Raw genomic sequence first — 20,454 nt, 5'->3', positions numbered from 1 at the left:
CGGCGCTCACCTCAGCCTGCTCGACGCGAGGATCGACACCAGGTGCAGCAGCGTCTGCAGCACGGCGATGGCGGCCAGGAGGCAGACGACGATGCGGGTGAAGAGCAGGTCGCCGTGGACGAAGTCCGCGACGCCGGCGGCGAGGATCAGCAGCGAGGCCTCGACACCGCCCACCAGCCGGTGGAACTTCAGCGCGGCGGCGGCCTTGCGGGCCACCGCCAGACCGGAGGACCGGGGCACGGAGGCCTCGTCCTGGACGGCGGGCAGGCCGCTGCGGGAGCGGGCCACGTCCACCAGGTCCGTCTCGGCCTTGATCAGGATCGCGCCGAGCGCGGCCAGCGTCCCGAGGAACGCCCAGCCCCACTGGGTGGTGGCGCCGTCGCGGTGGAAGAGGTCCGCCGCGCGCAGCCCGAACCCGACCAGCAGCGCCGCCTCGGACAGGTAGTGCCCCACCCGGTCGAGGTAGACGCCGGTGATCGAGGTCTGCTTGCGCCAGCGGGCGACTTCGCCGTCGACGCAGTCCAGCAGCAGGTACAGCTGGATCAGCAGCGCGCCGGCCACGGCTCCGGCCAGGCCGGGCACCAGCAGCGCCGCGCCGGCCGCGATGCCCGCGACGATCATGAGGTACGTGAGCTGGTTGGGGGTCACCCGGCTGTTGACGAGGTGCCGGGTCCAGCGCAGCGAGATCTCCCGCATGTAGATGCGCCCGGCCCAGTGCTCACCGCTGCGACGGTCCTTCAGCCCGGAGGGGTGAACGACCGGCCGCAGCTCAGCTACCGATGGTTTTGGCATAGTCGGCGTATGCGTCCCTGATCTGGTCGGTGGAGAGCTCCAGGTGCTCCAGGATGGTGTAACGCCCGGGGCGGGTCTGCGGAGCGTATTCGACGGCCGTGACGAACTCGGCTTCGGTGAAGCCGATTTCACCCGGCGTGGTGGGCAGCCCGTGGCGGTGCAGGACCTCCGCGAAGAGGCCGGCCTCCTCCTCGGCGCCGCGCAGGAACATCGCGAAGGCGGCGGCGATGCCGACCTGCTCGCCGTGGGCGGCGGCCCGCTTGGGGTACAGCAGGTCGATCGCGTGGCTGATCTCGTGGCACGCCCCGGAGGCGGGGCGGCTGTCGCCGCTGATCGACATCGCGATGCCGGTGAGCACCAGCGCCTCGGACAGCACGGTCAGGAACTCGTCCTCGCCCGTGCCGCCCGGGTGCCGGAGCACCGACTCGCCGGCGGTGCGCGCCATGGCGGCCGCCAGTCCGTCGATCGGCTCCCCGGTCTCGCGGTGGGACAGCTCCCAGTCGGCGATCGCCGAGATGTTGGACAGGGCGTCGCCGATGCCGGAGCGCACGTAGCGGACCGGCGCCTCGCGGATCACGTCGAGGTCGATGACGAGCCCGATGGGGGTCGGCACGCCGTAGGAGCCGCGGCCGTTGTCGTTGTCCAGGGTGGACACCGGCGAGCAGATGCCGTCGTGCGACAGGTTCGTCGCCACCGCCACCAGCGGCAGGCCGACGCGCGCGGCGGCGTACTTGGCGGCGTCGATGATCTTGCCGCCGCCGAGCCCGACCACCGCGTCGTAGCGGCTGCCGCGCATGGCGTCGGCGAGCTTCACGGCACCGTCGATGGTGCCCCCGGCCACCTCGTACCAGTCCGCGCCCGGCAGCGCCGGGGCGAGCCGCTCGCGCAGTACGGCCCCGGAGCCGCCGCTTATCGCGATGGCGAGCCTGCCGGAGCTGGAGATGCGCTGGTCGGCGAGCACGCTCGCCAGGTCGTCCAGGGCTCCGGCACGGATGTCGACGACGACCGGCGAGGGGATGAGCCTCGTCAGTACCGGCACGCGATCTCCCGGGCCCGGTTCAGGTCGTCGTGGTTGTCGATCTCGACCCAGGAGACCTCGCCGATGGGGGCGACGTCGACCTGGAAGCCGCGGTTGACCAGCTCCTGGTAGCCGTCCTCGTAGTACAGCTGCGGGTCGCGCTCGAAGGTGGCCTTCAGCGCGTCCGCCAGGTCGGCGCCGGCCTCGGCCTCGATGAGGGTGACGCCGATGTACTCACCGGTCGCGGACGCCGGGTCCATCAGCTTGGTGATCCGCTGGACGCCCTTGCCGTCCGCGGTGATGACCTTCATCTCCTCGTCGGCGAGCTGCTTGACCGTGTCGAGGGCGAGGATGATGCGCTGCCCGTCGCCGCGGGCGGCGAGCAGGGTCTTCTCCACGGAGACCGGGTGCACGGTGTCGCCGTTGGCGAGGATGACGCCTTCCTTGATGACGTCACGGGCGCACCACAGGGAGTAGGCGTTGTTCCACTCCTCGGCCTTGTCGTTCTCGACGAGGTGGAGCTTCACGCCGTACTTGGCCTCCAGCGCGGCCTGCCGCTCGTAGACGGCCTCCTTGCGGTAGCCCACGACGATGGCGGCCTCGGTCAGGCCGACCTCGGCGAAGTTGCCCAGGGTGAGGTCGAGGACGGTGGTGGTGCCCTCACCCGCCGGGTCCACCGGCACCAGGGCCTTCGGCAGGGTGTCGGTGTAGGGGCGCAGTCGCCGTCCGGCGCCGGCCGCCAGCACGAGGCCGATCATGCAGGTCCTCCAGTTTCGTCGTGTACAGCGGGTGCTTGCGAGGACACCCAGAAGCCGATGCTCTCGGTGAGCACCACCACCGCCAGCGCGACGGCGAGAACCGTCAGCGCGACCGTGAAACCCGTGTTGTGCGCCAGGGCCGCGGCCGCCGCGGTGACCAGCAGTGCCCGGCCTTCGTGACCGCCGGTCGCGCGGACCAGGCGCCTCGGGGGCGCCCCGGTCCCGCCGCGGATGCGGTACACCGTGTCGTAGTGATGGTAGGCGACCGCGGCCACCAGCCCGAAAGCCGCGGGCAATGCTCCGTTCACGTCGGAGACCGCCGCCAGCACCAGGATGGTGGTGTATTCGGCGGCGCGGAAGACCGGCGGCACGATCCAGTCGAGGGCTCCCTTGAGCGGCCCGGAGACGGCGAGCGCCGAGGTCACGGCGTAGCAGCAGGCGGCGGCCACCGGCCACGGACTGCCGGCCGGGGCGAGCAGGGACGTGGCGATCATCACTGCCGCGCCCAGCAGCGCGGCCGCGGGCACGCCGCGGCCCCGGAAGAGACGCGTCAGGCCCTCGGCGAGCGGCCCGCTGTCGGCGAGGTCGGCCAGCGCCCGGGCGGCGGCGTCGCCCGAGGGCGTCCTGCGGCGCACGGAGCGCAGCACGCGGCCGACCGTGGTGTAGCAGGCGGCGAGCCCGGAGGCGACGATGAGCACGGTGAGGGTGATGCGCGGCGTGGTCACCGCCGTGAGCACCGCGATCAGCGCCCAGCGTTCGCCGATGGGCAGCACGATCATGCGGCGCAGCCACACCGTCCAGCCGACGCGGTCGAGCGTGCGGGAGAGCACCGCGGCACCGGCCCGGGCGTCCTGGTCGGTCTCGGCGAAGGCGAAGTCCACGACATGGCGGCAGGTCTGCAGCACCATGGCGCCGAGCGCCAGCGCCCAGACGTCGTCGCCGCCGCGGGCCGCGCCGAGCGCCAGGCCCGCGTAGTAGGCGTACTCCTTGGCGCGGTCGAAGGTCGCGTCCAGCCAGGCGCCGAGCGTGGAGTACTGCAGCGAGTAGCGGGCCAGCTGGCCGTCGGTGCAGTCCAGGACGAAGGACGCCAGCAGCAGCGCGCCCGCGGCGACGAAGCCCGGCCGGGTCCCGGTGGCCGCGCAGCCGGCCGCGATCACGGCCACCAGCAGCGAGGCGGTCGTCACCTGGTTCGGGGTGAGCCCGCGGCGGGCGCACCAGCGCGCGATGTAGCGGGAGTAGGGGCTGATGAAGAACGTGGTGAAGAAGCCGTCGCGGGACTTCACGGCGCTGCGCAGCCGCACCGCCTCGTCGTCGACGGCGGCGACGGCCGCCGCGGCGCCGGCGCGACCCGTGGCGTCGGCCGGGACGGTCGCGACCAGGACACCGAGCTCGGGACGGTGGACGGGCACGCCGTCCTTCTCCATCCGCCCGGCGAGCCGGTCGGCGAGGGTCTCGCCCTCGCCCTCCTCCCCGGTCTCCGCGACGGCCCGCACCAGGGCGGCGCGGGCGGTGGGGCGCACCGAGACGGCGCCGGGCAGGGCGGAGGCGTCGAAGCGGGGGTCGGTCAGCCCGAGGCGCAGTGCGTGCACGTGCCCGACGAGGCGGGGGTCGACCACGGCGACGCGCTCGGCCGCGGGGACTGCCTGCAGGTACGTGGCGAGCGAGGCGGCGTCCTCCGCGGTGACGACCTCGAAGCCGAGGTTCCGCAGGTCGCCCTCGATCGGCGACATCGCGACCGGCGGACCGGCGAGGATGGCGGTCGACAGAAGGACTCATCTCCCTGGACTTGCGAGTGTGCTCGGCGCCGACGGGGACGCCGCCGCACGGGTGCGACGCGCCGCGGGGGGCCGTGTCGGCAGAGGCTATCGGATTCCCGGAAGGCTCCGTTCACCGGCCGTTTCCCCTGTGATGGGCCGCTGGGCGTGATCATCATGGTTGATCACGCGGGCGATCGACAACGCCCGGTACACCGCGTGGAGCGGGGGTCACGGTGAGTGCCGGGAGCGCCCACCGCAGGACGGCCGGCCGCCGCCGGCGTGCGGGACTCGTCCCTGAGCATGTGGACTTGCCCGAGTCGTTGGAGCCGATCAGACCGATCGCCTCGCCGCGGGTGGGCGGCGAAGCCGCCACCCCGCACCGCGTGCACCCTGCGGACGTCCGGGTTGCCGCCCTTGCGGGTGACCAGCCGGGACAGGGCGCCGACGGCGCTGCGAGCGTCCGTGCCCTGTCGGTCTCGCCCCGCCCCGGTGACCTCCGAGGGGGGCCGGATCCGCACTCACCCGGCCGTGCACCGAGCCACTAGGGTGGCGCCATGACTTGGTTGATCACCGGCGGGGCCGGCTTCATCGGATCTCACGTGGTGCGGGCGATGAGCCGGGCGGGCGAGCGCGTGGTCGTGCTCGACGACGGCTCGTCCGGTGTACCCGCCAGGGTGCCCGCGGACGTCCCGGTGGTGACCGGCTCCGTCCTGGACCGCGCCGTGCTGGACCGCGCGATCGCCGAGCAGGGCGTGACGGGTGTGGTGCACCTGGCCGCCAGGAAGCAGGTCGGCGAGTCGGTGGAGCAGCCGCTGCGCTACTACCGGGAGAACCTGGGCGGCCTCGGGACGTTGCTGGAGGCGGTGGCGGACGCCGGCGTCGGCCGCTTCGTCTTCTCCTCCTCCGCCGCCGTGTACGGCCTGCCCGACGTGCCGCTGGTGACCGAGTCCACGCCCTGCCTGCCGCTGAGCCCGTACGGCGAGACCAAGCTGGCCGGCGAGTGGCTCGTCCGCGCGGCCGGGCGGGCGCACGGGATCTCCACCGCCTGCCTGCGCTACTTCAACGTCGCGGGGGCGGCCGAGCCCCGGCTCGCCGACACCGGGGTGTTCAACATCGTCCCGATGGTCTTCGACAAGCTGACCAGGGGCGAGGCCCCGCAGATCTTCGGGGACGACTACCCGACGCCTGACGGCACGTGCGTGCGCGACTACATCCACGTCGAGGACCTGGCGGACGCCCATCTCGCGGCGGCCCGCTGGGTCGGCGAGCGGGACGGCGGCGGCGCCGACCTGACGGTGAACATCGGACGCGGCGAGGGCGTCTCCGTCCGGGAGCTGATCGACATCGTCCTGGAGGTCACCGGCCGCAAGGACGTCGAGCCGGTGATCATGCCGCGGCGCGCCGGCGACCCGGCGAGCGTGGTCGCCTCGTCCGAGCTGATCCGCCGGGAACTGGGCTGGGCGGCCGGCCGCGGCGTCCGCGAGATGGTCGAGTCCGCGTGGCAGGGCTGGTGCCTGCACCACCCGGAGGCGCGGGGCGCCTGACCACGATCGTTCCCCCGCGGTGGAGCCGTGGCCCATCGCCGCAGGTCACCACCGCTGACAGCGGTCACCAGCGGCGAGTTGCCCACGGACGGTGACCGTTGTTCACTGGGCTCGCCGGTCTCCGCGCGCGGGCACGCCGTCGCGCGGGGGGCGACGGACGGGAGTGTCGGGCGATGGGCGCAGGACACGCGCACGGCCACGGCCACCCGCACGGGCCGGGGTCCGTACCCACGGGCACGGCGGCCGCCGCGTACCGCGGGCGGCTGCGCATGGCGCTCGGCATCACGCTGCTGATCCTCGTGGCGGAGGTCGCGGGCAGCGCGCTGACCGGATCGCTCGCCCTGCTCGCCGACGCCGGGCACATGGCCACCGACGCGGCGGGCCTGGCGATGGCGCTGGTCGCCATCCACTTCGCCAACCGCCCGCCGAGCGAGCGCCGCACCTTCGGGCTGGCGCGCGCCGAGATCCTGTCGGCGGTGGCCAACGCGGTGCTGCTGTTCGGCGTGGGTGCCTTCATCTTCTACGAGGCGGTCCGCCGGCTCATCACACCCACCGAGGTCGAGGGCGGGCTCACCGTCGTCTTCGGCGCGATCGGCCTGGTGGCGAACTCGGTGTCCCTGCTGCTGCTGATGCGCGGGCAGCGCGAGAGCCTCAACGTCCGGGGTGCCTTCCTTGAGGTCATGGCGGACGCCCTGGGCTCACTGGCCGTGGTCGTGGCGGCGCTGGTGATCCTGGTCACCGGCTGGCAGCGGGCGGACCCGGTCGCCTCGATCCTGATCGGCCTGATGATCGTCCCGCGGACGTGGAAACTGCTGCGCGAGGCGATCGACGTCCTGCTGGAGGCCGCGCCCAAGGACGTGGACATGGCCGACGTACGCGCGCACATCCTGGCGCTGCCCGGGGTGGCGGGGCTGCACGACCTGCACGTGTGGACGATCACCTCGGGGATGCCGGTGCTCTCGGCGCACGTCGTGGTGAGCCGGGACGTCCTGGACGCGGTCGGCCACGAGAAGATGCTGCACGACCTGCAGGGCTGTCTCGGCACCCACTTCGACGTGCAGCACTGCACCTTCCAGCTGGAGCCGGTGGGGCACGCGGAGCACGAGGCGCGGTTGTGCCACTGAGGGAGCGTCCTGAGCGGCATCGCATCGGGCACTCAGTGTGACGATATGCAAACACGCTGCAACCACACCGGGCGTCCCCGCGTGAGGCAGACTGAGGTCTTGTCGTCGAAGCAAAGGATGGCCATGCCCACAAGCCCCGCCGCCGACCGGCCCCGCACACCCGCCGCGGACCCCTCCTCCAACGGTGCCCCGGCGCCGATCCTCCTCGAGCTGGTCGACGAGACCGGCGCGACGATCGGCACCGCGGAGAAGCTGTCGGCCCACCTGCCGCCGGGGCGGCTCCATCGGGCGTTCTCGGTCTTCCTCTTCGACACGGAGGGCCGGCTGCTGCTGCAGCGCCGGGCCGCGGGGAAGTACCACTCGCCCGGCGTGTGGTCGAACACCTGCTGCGGCCACCCCTACCCCGGCGAACCGCCCTTCGTCGCCGCCGCGCGCCGCACCGCCGAGGAACTCGGCGTGGCGCCCGCGCTGATGCGGGAGGCCGGCACGGTCCGCTACAACCACCCGGACCCGGCGTCGGGGCTGGTCGAGCAGGAGTACAACCACCTCTTCGTCGGCGTGGTGACAGCACCCCTGGACCCGGATCCGGAGGAGATCGGCGAGACCGCCTTCGTGTCGCCCGCCGAGCTCGCCGCGCTCCGCGCCGCCGGGCCGTTCTCGGCCTGGTTCCCGACCGTGCTCGAGGCCGCGCTGCCCGCGGTGCGCGAGCTGACGGGCGACGCGGGCTGGTAGCCCGGCCCGCGCGGTCCCCGCGGTCAGTGCACCGCGCCGGGCGGCAGCGGCAGCGCGGCCCAGATGACCTTGCCGCCGGTCGTCGTCTGCTGGACGTCGCACATCCCGCCCGCCTCGGCGGTCACCGTCTTGACCAGCAGCAGACCGCGCCCCCCGGTGTCGGCGTCGTCGACCTGGAGGGCCTTCGGCCGGTACGGGTGGTTGTCCTCGACGGCCACCCGTACCCAGTCGACGCCCACGGCGAACTCCACCGCGATCTCCGGGGAGAGCAGCGCGGCGTGCCGCACCGCGTTGGTGACGAGTTCGGAGACGATCAGCAGCAGGCCGTGCAGCAGTTCGTCGCCGACCGGCACGCCCTGGCGGACGACGAGCTCGCGTACCGCGTGCCGGGCCTGCGGCACCGAGGAGTCCAGCGCGGGGGCCGTGAAGCGCCACACGCCCTCGTAGGGGCGCGGGACATCCGGCGCCACCGGGGGCACCGGATCGGGGGGCGGGACGCTCCCGCGTACGTCCATGGCGGTCTTCACCCTCGCATTCACGCGATACACCCCGCGGCTCCCGAGGGCCGCCCGCGGCGGCGACGGGGTTCGCCTCACGGATCGAGTGTCGGCAGGCAAGGGGCCCACCCCGAGCCGCTGACCGTAAATCCACATCTTTCGATCACGTCCGACCCATGGCGATCGGACGTGCCAGTCCAGTGAGCTCTACTGATCCGGCCGTTCCGCTTCACTGACGGGTCAGCGGGGCGTCCCGGGCATCGGCGACCATTCCGACGATCCGCCGGCCGCCCAGACCCGCGCCGAGCAGGCCCAGGCCGTCGAACAGCAGCGCCAGCGAGAAGAAGGCGCCGATGACGTAGAGACTGCTCTCCGGCCAGTTGCCCAGGACCAGGATCGCCAGCAGGATGCCGATGGCGCCCTGGATGAGCGTCCACACCATGTGCGGCCCGCGCACCACCATGCCGCCGAAGAGGCGGAAGATCCCACCGGTCAGGAAGAGCAGCGCCGCGAACATCGTCAGGGCGGCCGCCGTCTGCTCGGGATTGCGGATCACGACGACCCCGGCGGCGATGTAGAGGGCCGCGACGACCAGAGCGAGCCAGAAGAAGTTGGTGTTGCGGTTCTGCACCGCCTGGACCAGGCCGACGACGCCGCCGACCAGCAGCAGCCAGCCGAAGAGCAGCATCGAGGTGATGGTCGCGAAGCCCACGTAGAACAGCCCGACCAGGCCGCCCACGACCAGGATCGCGCCCAGCGCGGCGACCCAGCCGAAGCTGCGCTTGATCCCGGCCTCCGGGGGCTCCGGATGCTTCTTGCGTCCCTTGAACGGGGCCATGGCCGCCGCCTCCTCGCGCTCGTCGGAAGCCAGTCGGGAACTACAGCTCATATACCCGATTTGCCGTGGCACGGACCGGGATAGGATCCCCGTCCGGCGGCTTCGGCGATCTTCGCCGGCCGGGACGACGACGAGACGAGGGATGCGGGCATGTCCGAGCCGTCCGGGCCGGGCCTGGTGGTGGAGACGGTGGGCGCCACCGCCACTGTGACGATCAGCAATCCGGCCAAGCGCAACGCGATGACCGTGGCGATGTGGCGGGATCTGCCCGGCCTGCTCGACGGGCTCGCGGCGGACCCGGCCGTGCGCGTCCTGGTGCTCACCGGGGCCGGCGGCACCTTCTGCGCCGGCGCGGACATCTCCGGGCTGCGCGATCCGGCCGGCGGCCCCGGCGCGACGCAGAGTGCCGCGGTGGAGGCGGAGGAGGCGCTCGCGGCGTTCCCGAAGCCGACGCTGGCCGCGATCCGGGGTTTCTGCGTGGGCGGCGGCTGCCAGCTCGCGGCCGCCTGCGACCTGCGGTTCGCCGCGGAGGGCGCGCGCTTCGGGGTCACGCCGGCCCGGCTGGGCATCGTCTACCCGGCGTCCTCCACGCGACGGCTCATGGGCCTGGTCGGACCGGCGACGGCGAAGCACCTGCTGTTCTCCGCGGAGCTGATCGGCCACGATCGTGCGCTGCGGACGGGGCTGGTGGACGAGGTGCTGGCGGAGGACGAGCTCGACAAGCGGGTGGAGGAGTTCGCCGGGGTGCTGGCCTCGCGGTCGCTGCTGACGCAGGCGGCCGCCAAGGAGTTCACCGCGCCCGGACTCGACCCGGCACGCGTCGGGCACTGGGCCCGCCAGGCGGAGGGCAGCAAGGACACGGCGGAGGGCGTGGCCGCGTTCCTGGAGGGCCGTGAACCCCGTTTCACGTGGACGGTGGAGGGCTAGCGAGGACCGCCAGGTGCGGCGGCAGCGGCACGCCGTCGCGCAGCGCCGGGTCGGCGACGGGGGTGCCCCACGCGGTGGTGAGCGGCAGGACGCCCGCCCACACGGGCAGCGCGGCGTCGGGCCCTTCGCCGTCGTCGGGCGGGCCGCAGCGGAGCTTGACCGAGGCCTCGTCGGCGGCCAGCGCAAGCAGCGTCGTCGCGGCGAGTTCGCGGCGGTCCGGCCGGCGGGCGTGGTCCCACTGCCCCGGCGCGCACTGCTCGGTGAGCACGCGCAGTCCGTGCAGCTTCTCCCCGGGGTCGGTGACGGGGCGGGGCGTGCCGAGGACCATCGCGCTGCGGTAGTTGACGCCGTGCTCGAAGACGGAACGGGCCAGGACCAGGCCGTCCACATGGGTCACCGTGACGCACACCGGGGCGCCCGGGGCCGGGCGCAGGCTGCGGCTCGCCACGGAGCCGTGCAGGTACAGGGTGGCCGCGGCGGCGTCGTACCCGTACACGGTGGGCACGGCGAGCGGCGTGCCGTCGACGACGACGGCGAGGTGGCAGACGAATCCCGCGCCCAGTACGGCGTCCAGGTCGTCGCGGGAGACGCTGCCCTGCTCGCGGAGGCGGCGGTGGCGGGTGCGGTCGGTCACGGGGAGGGTGCGGTCGGGGGCTGGCATGGGCGGGGCCTCCGAAGGGTTGGCGGTTTCCGGGCGCCGAGGCTAGCCATATCGGCCGTGCGATGTCACGCCTTCCACGGAATCAGTGGCGGTCTTGGCCCGGGCGACGGAATCGGTGTTTCGGCGGTCCGGGTCTCGGCGACATGCCGACCGGTCGGTAACCTGCTGGCATGACCGACACCGCCCCCACCACGCCCGCGCTGGAGCCGCGCGCGGGCCGGCGCTGCCACAACGCCCTCAACCCGCTGCACTCGGTCGTGTACTTCTCGCCCGAGTACGACCGCGAACTCACCGCCCTCGGTCTGGAGCGCGGCGCCATGGCCTACTTCGCCGGGCGGGCCGCCCCGCTGGGCGCCGTCGCGGCGGGGACGGTCACCGCCACCTTCTACAACTTCAACCACGCGATCATCGCCCCGGTCATCCCGCGCGCCTGGGGCATCGCGTCGCCGGAAGCGGTCGTCGAGACCCGGCTGCGCGTCGCCGACGCCGTGCTGACGCGGCTGCTGGGACCGGAGGTCATCGCTTCCGCCGACCTCGCCGAGGCCGCGCGCCTCGCACTGCGCGCCACCGAGGCCTGCACCCGCGAGGCCAGGCCCCTCTACGCCGCCAACGCGGACCTGCCGGTGCCGGAGCAGCCCCACCTCGCGCTCTGGCACGCCGCCACCCTGCTGCGCGAGCACCGCGGCGACGGGCACCTGGCGGCCCTCGCCGCGGCGGGCCTGAACGGGCTGGAGGCCCTGGTGACCCACACCGCCACCGGCAAGGGCTTCACCCCGGGCTTCGTGCAGCGCAGCCGCGGCTGGTCAGCCCAGGACTGGGCCGCGGCCCAGGAGGGGCTCCGCGAACGCGGCCTCCTCGACGCGGGCGGCGACCTCACGGACCGCGGCGTCGAACTGCGCCGCGAGATCGAGGGCGTGACCGACCGCCTCGACCGCTCGCCCTACGAGCACCTCGGGGCCGCCGCCGTCGACCGCCTCACCACGCTCGCCGGCGCCCTCACCCACCGCGTCCTGGGCAACGGCGGCTTCCCGCTGGAGCACTTCGGCAAGAGCTGAGGCGGCGGGGCCGCCGGAACGGGCGCGGTGGCCTGCCCCGCACCTGACGGCGTCGGTCGACACGTCGACATGTGCACCCGGGCAAGGCCCCGCCATCGTGCCGGGCTCATGGGCGGCCGGGGCCGGGGCGGGGAGTTCGGCGCCCCGGTTGTCGTGTGCGGGTAGTTTGCGCCTGCGGGGGGCTGTCCCCCGCCCTCCCGCCCTCCCCCAGCCTTCGGCCGGGGGGAACCCCATCCGGCGCGGTCAGTGCGGGCCTGCGCACGTTGTTGTGGGGTCGGTGCCGCGCCGGCGCACTCCCCCAACCTCCGGCCGGGGGGACCCCCAGAACGCTCGCGGTTTGGCCTCGCGTCATTCGGCGCCCGGGTCCGCCGCTCGTCGTTTCCGGGCGCACCCCGCCACACCCCCTCCCTTTTGTATGGGCGCATGACGACCGGCGGAGGGTGAGTAGGGCACTTGCGGCAACCCCGGACCGCCTTCTCACCCCCGCTGGCCGTCAGTCGCCCACACGACCGGAGGGGGTGTGGGCGGGGTGATCCCATGGGGTCCCCCCAGCCTTCGGCTGGGGGAGACGAGCGGCGGAGCCCCCGCCTGCCACCGTGCCGGGGTCAGAGTGCGGGGGCGGCCGGGGCCGGGGCGGGAGCGGGGGCCGGGGCGGGGACTTCGCCGCGGGCGACCTCCGCCCCGGTACGGCCCGCCGCGCGCTTCTCGCCGCGGGCGGCGCCCACGCCCGCGACCACCACCAGGGCCGTCCCCGCCGCCTGGAGGGCGGTCGGCACCTGGGAGACCAGTACCAGCGCGGCGAGCAGGCTGACCGCTGGCTCCATGCCCGCGAGGGTGCCGTAGGCGGTCCTGCCGATCCGTTGGAGGGCCTTCATCTCCAGGAGGAAGGGCACCAGCGGCATCAGGACGGCGATGCCCGCGACCGCCGCGACGACCTGCCACGTGGCGCCGGACACCACGCCCGGGGCCCCGAAGGGCGCGGTGAACACCGTGGCGACTCCGAGCGAGACGGCGAGGCCGTGCTGCGCCGAGAAGCGGCTGCCGACGTGCTGGGTGCCGATCACGTACAGCGCCCAGCACGCGCCGGAGGCGACCCCGAACAGGACTCCCGCGAGGTCGGCCCCGCCCTGCCACGGCGAGGTGAGGCACAGGACGCCGGCCGCCGCGAGCAGCAGCCAGGCGAGTTCGCGTCGCTGCCGCAGGGAGGCGACGGCGACGGCGAGCGGCCCGAGGAACTCCAGCGCGGTCGCGGTGCCCAGCGGGATGCGCGCGGCGGCCTCCGAGAAGAGCAGCATCATGGCGCCGCTGACCGCGCCGAGCAGGACGACGGCCGTCAGGTCACGGGGCTGGGCCGCGCGCAGCACGGGCCACAGCGAGCGGCCCGTGAAGGCGAGCAGCAGCAGCGCGGCGACGCCGACGCGCAGCCACGTGGTGCCGGCCGGGCCGATGTCGTCGAAGAGTTCCGTCGTCAGGGCGCTGCCGGTGTGCAGCACGGTCATCGCGGCCAGGATCAGTACGGCACCAGGTATGCGGCGGGATGTAAAAGTATGCGGCTCGGACACGGGACTCATTGGACACGCCGTCCGTTGTTTCTGTCCACGAGTCATTGGCGGACGCATTGTTTACGATCAGTGGATGATGGATGCGTCCGACCAGCTCCCCGATCTCGGCCGGCTGCGCCTGCTGGTCGAGCTGAGCCGCGTGGGCACCATGGCCGCCGTCGCCGAGCGCACCGGATACGGCACCTCGGCGGTCTCCAAGCACCTCGCGGTTCTGGAGCAGGAGGTGGGCACCCGGCTGCTCACCCCGGTCGGCCGCCGGGTGCGGCTCACCCCTGCGGGTGAGCGCCTGGTCGCGCACGCCGTGGGAATCCTGTCGGCCGTCGAGGAGGCCCGGGCGGAGCTGCGCGGGGAGTCCGGCCCGGCCGGCCGGGTGCGGCTGGCGAGCTTCGTCAGCGCCGTCGAACCCACGGTCGTGCCCGCGCTCGGGCGGCTCCGCGCGGAGCACCCGCGCGTCGAGGTGCAGCTGTACGAGCACGAGCCGGAGCAGACCCTGGCGCTGCTGCTGTCCGGGGACGTCGACCTCGGGATCGTCTACGACTACAGCCTGGTGCCGCGCCCGGTGCCGGACGGTCTCAGCGCCCGGCAGTTCGCCACGCAGCCGATGGTGCTCCTGCTGCCGGGCGGGCACGCCGGCGACCCGGGGCCGGGCGGGCCGGTGCCGCTGTCCGGGCTGAGCAGGCTGTCCGGGGCGGGGTGGATCACCAACTCGCGCGGCAGCGACGACGACGAGCTGGTGCAGCGGGTGTGCGCGATGGCCGGCTTCACCCCGCGGATCGTCCACCGGGTCGACAGCCTGCACCTGGTGAACCTGCTCACCGGGGCGGGGCTCGGTGTGGCGCTGCTCGCCGAGTCAGGGGTGGAGCGGCAGCGGGACGACGTGGTGACCCGTCCGCTGGACCCGCTGGTGGGCACGCGGCGGCACTTCCTGGTGGCGCGCGCCGGTCAGTGGTCGTGGCCGCCGATCGCGACGGTCGCCCGGCTGCTCACGGGGTGAGCGGACCGGGCGACGGCGGTGGGCAGCGGCTCAGGCGGGTCACCGGACGATCCTGACGGGCTCCTCGCCCGAGCCGCCGACGCCGGCCGCGTCCTTCCGGGAGGTGCCGTGCGCGCAGGGCATCGCCGGATGCCGGCCCAGCAGCACGACCCCCACGGCGATCGCGGCGAGCCCCGCCGCCTCCCAGGCCAGCGCGCCGGGCGTGACCCGTACGCGGTCGCCGAGGAAGCCGACGCCGCAGGCGATACCGGCCAGCGGCTGGGCGGCCGTCAGCGCGGGCAGCGACATGCGCAGCGGGGCCGTCTCGAACGCGCTCTGCACCAGCATCAGCCCGGTCAGGCCCATCACGACGACGGCGTACGGCTGCCACTGCGTGAAGAGAGCCCCGACGCCCTCGTCCTCGGCCACCTGACCGGAGATCCGGGTCAGGGCGTCCTGGAGGCCGTAGAGCAGGCCCGCGGCGAGTGCCAGCACCGTCGCCTCCGGTGAGGGGCGCAGCCGCCGTGCGCAGGCGACCAGGAGCAGTGCCAGGCCGACGACGACGCCGACCACCAGCCAGTGGCGCAGCGCCCCCGCGGGCGGTCCGCCGCCCGAGGGGCGGCCCGCCACGATGAACGCCGTCACGCCGAGCGCCAGCAGCGCCACGCCCGACCAGCCGTGCCATCCGAGTCTCTGGCCGGTGAGGCGGCGCGAGAGCGCCATCGCGAAGAGCAGGTTGGTCGCGGTCAGCGGCTCGACGAGGGAGACCTCGCCCTTGGTGAGCGCGAGGGCGCTGAGCACCATGCCGCAGATCATCAGGAGGACGCCGAGCAGCCACTGCGGCATCCGCATGAGGTCCAGCAGCAGCCTGAAGGAGAGGAAGTCGGACAGGGGAGCGCGCTGGGCGGCCAGCTGCTGGAGGACGAAGCCGAGCCCCAGACAGCAAGCGGCCCCCACCCCGAGCAGGAATACGGCCACCTCGTCAACCTCCCGGTGTCGCCGACTGGCCCGACCTTAGCCCCTCACCTGTCTTGATCGCGACGATTGTCCGCACTCGGTTCCCGGCCTCCGGCCGGAGAGGTCGCGACGGGGCGCGGTGCGGCACTCCCGCCCCGCTCGGGCAGGTGCAGGCTCGTCACGAGGTCGCGGATGAGGTGCAGCTCGGCGACGACGTCGGCGATGGTCTCGCACTCGGGCGTCGCGGGGAGCTCCGGGGGACCCGCGGCGGGGGGCCGGCCGTCCAGGGTCTCGGCGACCGCCGTGAGCGCGGCGACCACCTGGGCTCCCTCGTGGGCCGACGGACGCGGGGCGCCTTGCTCCATCCGGAGGACGCAGGCGGTGGTCGCGTCCACGATCCGCTCCGAGGCGGCGACCACGCGGAACCAGTCGCCGTTGCCGCCGCGCCGGGAGGGCAGCTCGGCGGCGAGGGTCTCGGCGGCGACGCGGGCCTCGCCCAGGGCGCTGTAGGCCGCCCGGCGCAGCACTCTGCGCTCCTCGGGCCGCTCACCGGCGGGCACGGTCAGGACGTGGTCGAGGTAGTCCCGGGTGCGCCGCTGGGCGACGGCCAGCAGGTGGCCGACGCGGGCGCTGTGGTCGGTGAGCCGTGGGAGGTGGCCCACGACGACGACGATCGCGCACGCGATCGCGGTGTCCAGCAGCCTGGACAGGGCCGCCTGGGTGTCGCCTCCGACCCAGACGAACGCCAGCACCATGATCGTGACGGCGGCGGTCTGGAGCGCGAAGTGCCGGGCCGCGAACGGGAGGAGCGCGCCCGCCACGGAGGCGCAGACCGCGGTCCACCAGATCCCGCCGTCCAGGGGCGCCGCGAGCGCCGCGAAGACCAGTACGCCGAGCGCCGTGCCGAAGAAGCGGTTGACGACCCGGGAGAACAGCGGGCCGATGTCGGGCTTCACCAGGAACGCGGCCGTGAGCGGCAGCCAGTACCAGTGGTCCGCGCGCAGGGCCACGGCCACGGCCGCGCTGGCGGTGACGCACACGGCGACCCTCAGGCCGTACTCGCGGCCCACCGGTCCGAGGACGCGACGGCGCAGCATCGGCGCCGACCCGCGGGCGGGGAGCGGTGCGGCGTCCTCGGCGCGGTCCGTGTCCGGGGCCGTGCGGGCGAAGACGACGGAGGCGTGCAGCATCATGGCGTCGAAGGCGGCGCGGGCCGGGGTGGTCGACTCCGGCGCCGGCAGCGGGCCGGGCGGTGCTCCCGTCCGTACGGCCGTGGCGAGCCGTCGCGGGCCGTCCCCGCTCCGCGGCGGCAGGGGCCGGGCCTCCCAGAGCAGGGCGGCTGCGGCGTCGGTCAGCTCGGTGGCCACGCCGAAGCGCTCCGCGAGCAGCAGTTCGTCGGGGCGTGCGGGCCTGCGCAGCACCCGCCGGCTGAGCCGGCGCAGCCGGACGGCCTCGTCTCCGCGGTCCAGGGCGGCGCTCAGCCGCCGCCGTGCGGCCTCCGGGCCGGGCCCGCCGACGGCGTCGAGGGCGTCGGCGAGGGCGTCGAAGATCCGGGCCAGCGAGGCGCGCTCGCCTTCCAGCGCGCCGCCGAGCGGGCGCGGCGGGCGCAGGACGAGCCGCAGCAGGAGCAGCCAGCCGGCCCCGGCGAGGAAGTACAGCGCCTTGGAGCCGGTCCCGCCGGGCAGCGGCAGTCCCGTCCCGATCACGGTGGCGGCCAGCCCCTGCATGGCGGCCCGTGAACAGACCGGGCCGACCACGCTGACCGCGCCCGACGCCGCGCCCGAGGCGAACAGCACCGGCAGCACCCACCAGCCGGTCAGGGCGTTCTGCGTCACGGCGCCCACCAGCACGCCCAGCGCGGCGACGAGCGCGGGCAGCCCGATGTGGACGACGGCCGTCCTGCGGGTGCCGGGAAGGTCGTTGAAGCCCGCGAACAGCGCCCCGAGCCCGGCCAGCACCCCGATCTCGGGGCGTCCCAGCCCGATCCCCAGCGCGAGCAGCGGCCCGGCCGCGAGGGCCCCGCGCAGCACGGCCGGCCACGGCACCGGCCCCCGCTGCCAGCGCAGCGGATGGGCCAGCCAGGACGGCAGGGCGACGGGTCGGCGGCCGGGGCCACGGAGCAGCACGGGCATCCTCACGGGACGAGAGCGATCTCGGCGTCGGGAAAAGACGCAGGCCAGCGGGGTGTCGGGCCGTCGCCTCCCCCTGCTCAGCCTATCGGCCGCGGGTGTCCCGGTACGGCCGTGGGCCCTGTCGTCGCGGTCCCTCCCGGTGGTCGGCCGGGGGAGCTAGGTGGACGACGGGTCCCGCCGCGTGATCGCGGTCGGGCCCGACTCCGTGCCGATCGCGATGTGGGGGTGGCGGCCGGGGTCGGCCCAGGCCAGGACGCGGCGCATGACGCCGGCCGGGACCGAGACGCAACCCGCCGTGGCGGCGCGGCCGTTCACGTGGAGGAAGATCCCGGCGCCGCGTTCACGGACCGGGCGGCGGTAGTTGAAGCCGATGACGAGGGCGTGCGCGTACTGCTTCCCGAAGTCGGCGAGGTGCTCGGACTCCTCGGGGGCGCAGTCCTCGGGCAGGGGTTCGACCCAGCGGTTGTAGGCGTCCGAGGCGTTGTCCTGGCACCACCAGGAGTCCTCCGTGACCGCCAGGTACCGCGTCCTCGTACCGGGGGGCTGCCGCTCGGTGCCGAACGCGAACGGGAGGTCGTACAGGCCGGCCGGGGTGGTCGAGGTGTTCTGCACCCGGTCGCGCCCCTCGACGAGGCCGCCCCCGCCGAAACGGGCGGCCGCGGAGCCCGCGGCGACCCAGCGGCCGTCGCGGCGGTCCCACCAGGTCAGCGTCCCGGTGGTGGCCTCCGGGGAGGCGGCGACCGCGGTGATCAGCTGGGTGCCGCCGCCGGTGTCGGCCATGCGGTCCGGCAGCACGGGCGGCGGCCAGGGAACCGCGGCCGCCGTGCCGGCCACGACGGCCGGCACGGCGAGGCGGGTCAGTGCCGCGCGCAGGCTCAAGCGGGGAGCTGCGCCTCGATGGCGGCGACGATCTCGTCGGCCTCGGGCTCGGTGCGGGGGCGGAAGCGGCCGACGACCTGGCCGTCGGCACCGATGAGGAACTTCTCGAAGTTCCACTGGACGTCGCCGGCCTGGCCCTCGGCGTCGGCGGTCTCGGTCAGCGCCGCGTACAGCGGGTGCCGCTGGTCACCGTTGACGTCGGACTTCTCGTAGAGCGGAAAGCTCACGCCGTAGGTCGCGGAGCAGAAGGTCGCGATCTCCTCGGCCGTGCCCGGCTCCTGGCCCGCGAACTGGTTGCTGGGGAAGCCCAGGACGGTGAACCCCCGGTCGGCATACCGCTTCTGCAGCCGCTCCAGGCCCTCGTACTGCGGGGTGAGACCGCACTTGGAGGCCACGTTGACGATCAGCAGGGCCTTGCCCCGGTGGTCGTCGAGGGAGGCGGGCTCACCGGTGAGGGTGCGCAGGGGGATGTCGTAGATGCTCACGTCGGAATCTCCTCGTTTCGGGGCACGGACCACAGGTCGTCCGTTCAACCCCGGTCACGGTGCCGATCTTCCCATGGGAGGGGGTTCCGGGCGCGACCGCGGTGCGGTGTCAGTGCTCGGTGACGCGGCCGGAGTCGACGCGGATGCGGCGGGTGGTGTGGACGGACTCCAGCATGCGGCGGTCGTGGGTGACCAGCAGCAGGGTGCCGTCGTAGGAGGCGAGCGCGGACTCGAGCTGCTCGATGGCGGGCAGGTCGAGGTGGTTGGTGGGCTCGTCGAGGACGAGGAGGTTGACCCCGCGGCCCTGCAGGAGGGCGAGGGCGGCCCGGGTGCGCTCGCCCGGGGAGAGGCTCGCGGCGGGGCGCAGCACGTGGGCCGCCTTGAGGCCGAACTTGGCCAGCAGGGTGCGGACGTCGGCGGGCGCCGTGTCGGGGACCTCGGCTCCGAAGGCGTCCAGCAGCGACTCGCCGCCGAGGAACAGCTTGCGGGCCTGGTCGACCTCGCCGACGACGACTCCGGGGCCGAGGTGGGACGCGCCCTCGTCGAGGGGCACCCGGCCGAGGAGGGCGGCCAGGAGGGTCGACTTGCCTGAGCCGTTGGCGCCGGTGATGGCGACCCGGTCGGCCCAGTCGATCTGCAGGTCGACCGGTCCGAGGGTGAACTCGGGGCCGCGGCGGACCTCCGCGCCGCGCAGCGTGGCGACGACCGCGCCCGCACGGGGCGCGGCGGCGATCTCCATGCGCAGCTCCCACTCCTTGCGGGGCTCGTCGACGACGTCGAGGCGTTCGATCATGCGCTGGGTCTGCCGGGCCTTGGCGGCCTGCTTCTCGGTGGACTCGGTGCGCAGCTTGCGGCCGATCTTGTCGTTGTCGGTCGCCTTGCGTCGGGCGTTGCGGACGCCGTGCTCCATCCAGTTGCGCTGCATCCGGGCGCGGGATTCGAGGGCGGTCTTGGTGTCGGCGTACTCGTCGTACGCCTCTCGGGCGTGCCGGCGCGCCGTCTCGCGCTCCTCCAGGTAGGAGGCGTAGCCGCCGCCGTAGGTGTTGACCTCCTGCTGGGCGAGGTCGAGTTCGACGACGCGGTTGACGGTGCGGGCCAGGAACTCGCGGTCGTGGCTGACCAGGACGGTGCCCGCCTTGAGGCCCTTGACGAAGGTCTCCAGGCGCTCCAGGCCGTCCAGGTCGAGGTCGTTGGTGGGCTCGTCCAGGAGGAAGACGTCGTAACGGCTCAGCAGCAGGGACGCCAGGCCCGCGCGGGCGGCCTGCCCGCCGGAGAGGGACGTCATCGGCATGTCGAGACCGACGCCGAGGCCGAGCGCCTCGCCGACCTCCTCGGCCCGCTCGTCGAGGTCCGCGCCGCCGAGGGCGAGCCAGCGCTCCAGCCCGTCGTTGTAGGCGTCGTCCGCGCCGGGCGCCCCGTCGACCAGCGCCAAGGTGGCGGTGTCGAGCGCGGCCTGGGCGGCGGCCACGCCGGTGCGCCGGGCGAGGAAGGCCCGTACGGTCTCGCCCGGGCGGCGTTCGGGCTCCTGCGGGAGGTGGCCGACGGTCGCGGTGGGCGGGCTGAGCCGCAGCTGCCCCTGCTCGGGCGCGCTCAGGCCCGCGAGCATGCGCAGCAGCGTCGACTTCCCGGCACCGTTGGCCCCGACCAGACCGATGACGTCGCCGGGGGCGACGACGAGGTCGAGGCCGGAGAACAGCACGCGGTCCCCGTGGCCGGCGGCGAGATCCTTGACGACAAGAGTGGCACTCATCAGGCTGCGATCG

19 protein-coding genes are annotated in these 20,454 nt (G+C 74.2%); 6 read left to right on the top strand and 13 right to left on the bottom strand.

Translation table 11 applies throughout. The features are described 5' to 3' along the window. Positions 1-6: 6 nt before the first annotated feature. Genes CHF15_RS30485 through CHF15_RS30470 form a run of 4 tightly spaced genes read right to left on the bottom strand, consistent with a single transcriptional unit; the run spans position 7 to position 4,334 of the window. Positions 7-792, bottom strand: a complete 786-nt coding sequence (locus CHF15_RS30485) for a CDP-alcohol phosphatidyltransferase family protein (RefSeq protein ID WP_089227119.1) — start codon at positions 790-792, stop codon at positions 7-9. Continuing rightward, complete coding sequence (locus CHF15_RS30480; protein WP_089227118.1) at positions 770-1,831, bottom strand: iron-containing alcohol dehydrogenase family protein; 1,062 nt, start codon at positions 1,829-1,831, stop codon at positions 770-772. The genes CHF15_RS30485 and CHF15_RS30480 overlap by 23 nt, the downstream gene beginning before the upstream one ends. Beyond that, positions 1,819-2,568 carry a phosphocholine cytidylyltransferase family protein gene (locus tag CHF15_RS30475; RefSeq protein ID WP_089227117.1) on the bottom strand — a complete coding sequence of 250 codons (750 nt, stop codon included), beginning with the start codon at positions 2,566-2,568 and terminating at the stop codon, positions 1,819-1,821. The genes CHF15_RS30480 and CHF15_RS30475 overlap by 13 nt, the downstream gene beginning before the upstream one ends. Next, complete coding sequence (locus tag CHF15_RS30470; RefSeq protein WP_089227116.1) at positions 2,565-4,334, bottom strand: DUF5941 domain-containing protein; 1,770 nt, start codon at positions 4,332-4,334, stop codon at positions 2,565-2,567. Before CHF15_RS30470 ends, CHF15_RS30475 begins: the two co-directional genes overlap by 4 nt. A gap of 545 nt (positions 4,335-4,879) precedes the next feature. Between CHF15_RS30470 and galE the strand changes: the two genes are divergently transcribed. The 3 genes from galE (at position 4,880) to idi (ending at position 7,725) form a co-directional block, all read left to right on the top strand. After that, the gene (gene galE / locus CHF15_RS30460; protein WP_089227115.1) at positions 4,880-5,869 is read left to right on the top strand and encodes a UDP-glucose 4-epimerase GalE; all 990 of its coding nucleotides are present in this window, start codon (positions 4,880-4,882) and stop codon (positions 5,867-5,869) included. Between the two features lie 173 nt (positions 5,870-6,042). Beyond that, positions 6,043-6,993, top strand: coding sequence for a cation diffusion facilitator family transporter (locus CHF15_RS30455; RefSeq protein WP_089227114.1), 951 nt, complete (start codon positions 6,043-6,045; stop codon positions 6,991-6,993). Positions 6,994-7,116: 123 nt separating this feature from the next. Beyond that, positions 7,117-7,725, top strand: coding sequence for an isopentenyl-diphosphate Delta-isomerase (idi, locus tag CHF15_RS30450; RefSeq protein ID WP_179280034.1), 609 nt, complete (start codon positions 7,117-7,119; stop codon positions 7,723-7,725). 23 nt (positions 7,726-7,748) lie between these two features. Here idi and CHF15_RS30445 read toward each other — a convergent pair whose 3' ends face one another. Beyond that, positions 7,749-8,240 carry an ATP-binding protein gene (locus tag CHF15_RS30445; protein ID WP_410169668.1) on the bottom strand — a complete coding sequence of 164 codons (492 nt, stop codon included), beginning with the start codon at positions 8,238-8,240 and terminating at the stop codon, positions 7,749-7,751. A 211-nt stretch (positions 8,241-8,451) separates the two neighbouring features. Continuing rightward, on the bottom strand, positions 8,452-9,060 hold the full coding sequence (locus CHF15_RS30440) for an HdeD family acid-resistance protein (protein WP_089227113.1): 609 nt from the start codon (positions 9,058-9,060) through the stop codon (positions 8,452-8,454). Between the two features lie 150 nt (positions 9,061-9,210). On the opposite strand from CHF15_RS30440, the gene CHF15_RS30435 reads away from it, so the two are divergent. Beyond that, complete coding sequence (locus tag CHF15_RS30435) at positions 9,211-9,987, top strand: enoyl-CoA hydratase/isomerase family protein (protein WP_089227112.1); 777 nt, start codon at positions 9,211-9,213, stop codon at positions 9,985-9,987. Here the strand turns inward: CHF15_RS30435 and CHF15_RS30430 are convergent. Further along, on the bottom strand, positions 9,965-10,648 hold the full coding sequence (locus tag CHF15_RS30430; protein ID WP_089227111.1) for a pyridoxamine 5'-phosphate oxidase family protein: 684 nt from the start codon (positions 10,646-10,648) through the stop codon (positions 9,965-9,967). The two genes, CHF15_RS30435 and CHF15_RS30430, sit on opposite strands and share 23 nt — an antisense overlap. Positions 10,649-10,818: 170 nt before the next feature. Between CHF15_RS30430 and CHF15_RS30425 the strand changes: the two genes are divergently transcribed. Next, complete coding sequence (locus CHF15_RS30425) at positions 10,819-11,703, top strand: SCO6745 family protein (protein WP_089227110.1); 885 nt, start codon at positions 10,819-10,821, stop codon at positions 11,701-11,703. Between the two features lie 605 nt (positions 11,704-12,308). Here CHF15_RS30425 and CHF15_RS30420 read toward each other — a convergent pair. Then, positions 12,309-13,274 (bottom strand): EamA family transporter, encoded by a 966-nt coding sequence (locus CHF15_RS30420; RefSeq protein ID WP_089227109.1) that lies wholly within the window; start codon positions 13,272-13,274, stop codon positions 12,309-12,311. Positions 13,275-13,338: 64 nt separating this feature from the next. On the opposite strand from CHF15_RS30420, the gene CHF15_RS30415 reads away from it, so the two are divergent. Further along, complete coding sequence (locus CHF15_RS30415) at positions 13,339-14,259, top strand: LysR family transcriptional regulator (protein ID WP_089227108.1); 921 nt, start codon at positions 13,339-13,341, stop codon at positions 14,257-14,259. 39 nt (positions 14,260-14,298) lie between these two features. Here CHF15_RS30415 and CHF15_RS30410 read toward each other — a convergent pair whose 3' ends face one another. From CHF15_RS30410 to CHF15_RS30390, 5 genes are all read right to left on the bottom strand, one after another. Continuing rightward, a complete protein-coding gene (locus CHF15_RS30410; RefSeq protein ID WP_089227107.1) occupies positions 14,299-15,216 on the bottom strand; it encodes a DMT family transporter in 918 nt (305 codons plus the stop codon). Positions 15,217-15,260: 44 nt separating this feature from the next. Further along, entirely contained in the window at positions 15,261-17,321 is a 2,061-nt protein-coding gene (locus CHF15_RS30405) for an FUSC family protein (protein ID WP_089227106.1), read from the bottom strand. 162 nt (positions 17,322-17,483) lie between these two features. Further along, on the bottom strand, positions 17,484-18,200 hold the full coding sequence (locus CHF15_RS30400) for a L,D-transpeptidase family protein (protein ID WP_089227137.1): 717 nt from the start codon (positions 18,198-18,200) through the stop codon (positions 17,484-17,486). 2 nt (positions 18,201-18,202) lie between these two features. Continuing rightward, a complete protein-coding gene (locus tag CHF15_RS30395; protein WP_089227105.1) occupies positions 18,203-18,691 on the bottom strand; it encodes a glutathione peroxidase in 489 nt (162 codons plus the stop codon). A gap of 109 nt (positions 18,692-18,800) precedes the next feature. Further along, positions 18,801-20,441: an ABC-F family ATP-binding cassette domain-containing protein gene (locus tag CHF15_RS30390; protein ID WP_089227104.1), complete on the bottom strand. Its 1,641-nt coding sequence runs from the start codon at positions 20,439-20,441 to the stop codon at positions 18,801-18,803. Positions 20,442-20,454 lie beyond the last annotated feature (13 nt).

This window comes from Actinacidiphila glaucinigra (assembly GCF_900188405.1).
Lineage (GTDB): Bacteria > Actinomycetota > Actinomycetes > Streptomycetales > Streptomycetaceae > Actinacidiphila > Actinacidiphila glaucinigra.
The sequence above is the reverse complement of the archived record's forward strand: the minus strand, read 5'-3'. Positions and strand labels throughout refer to the sequence as shown.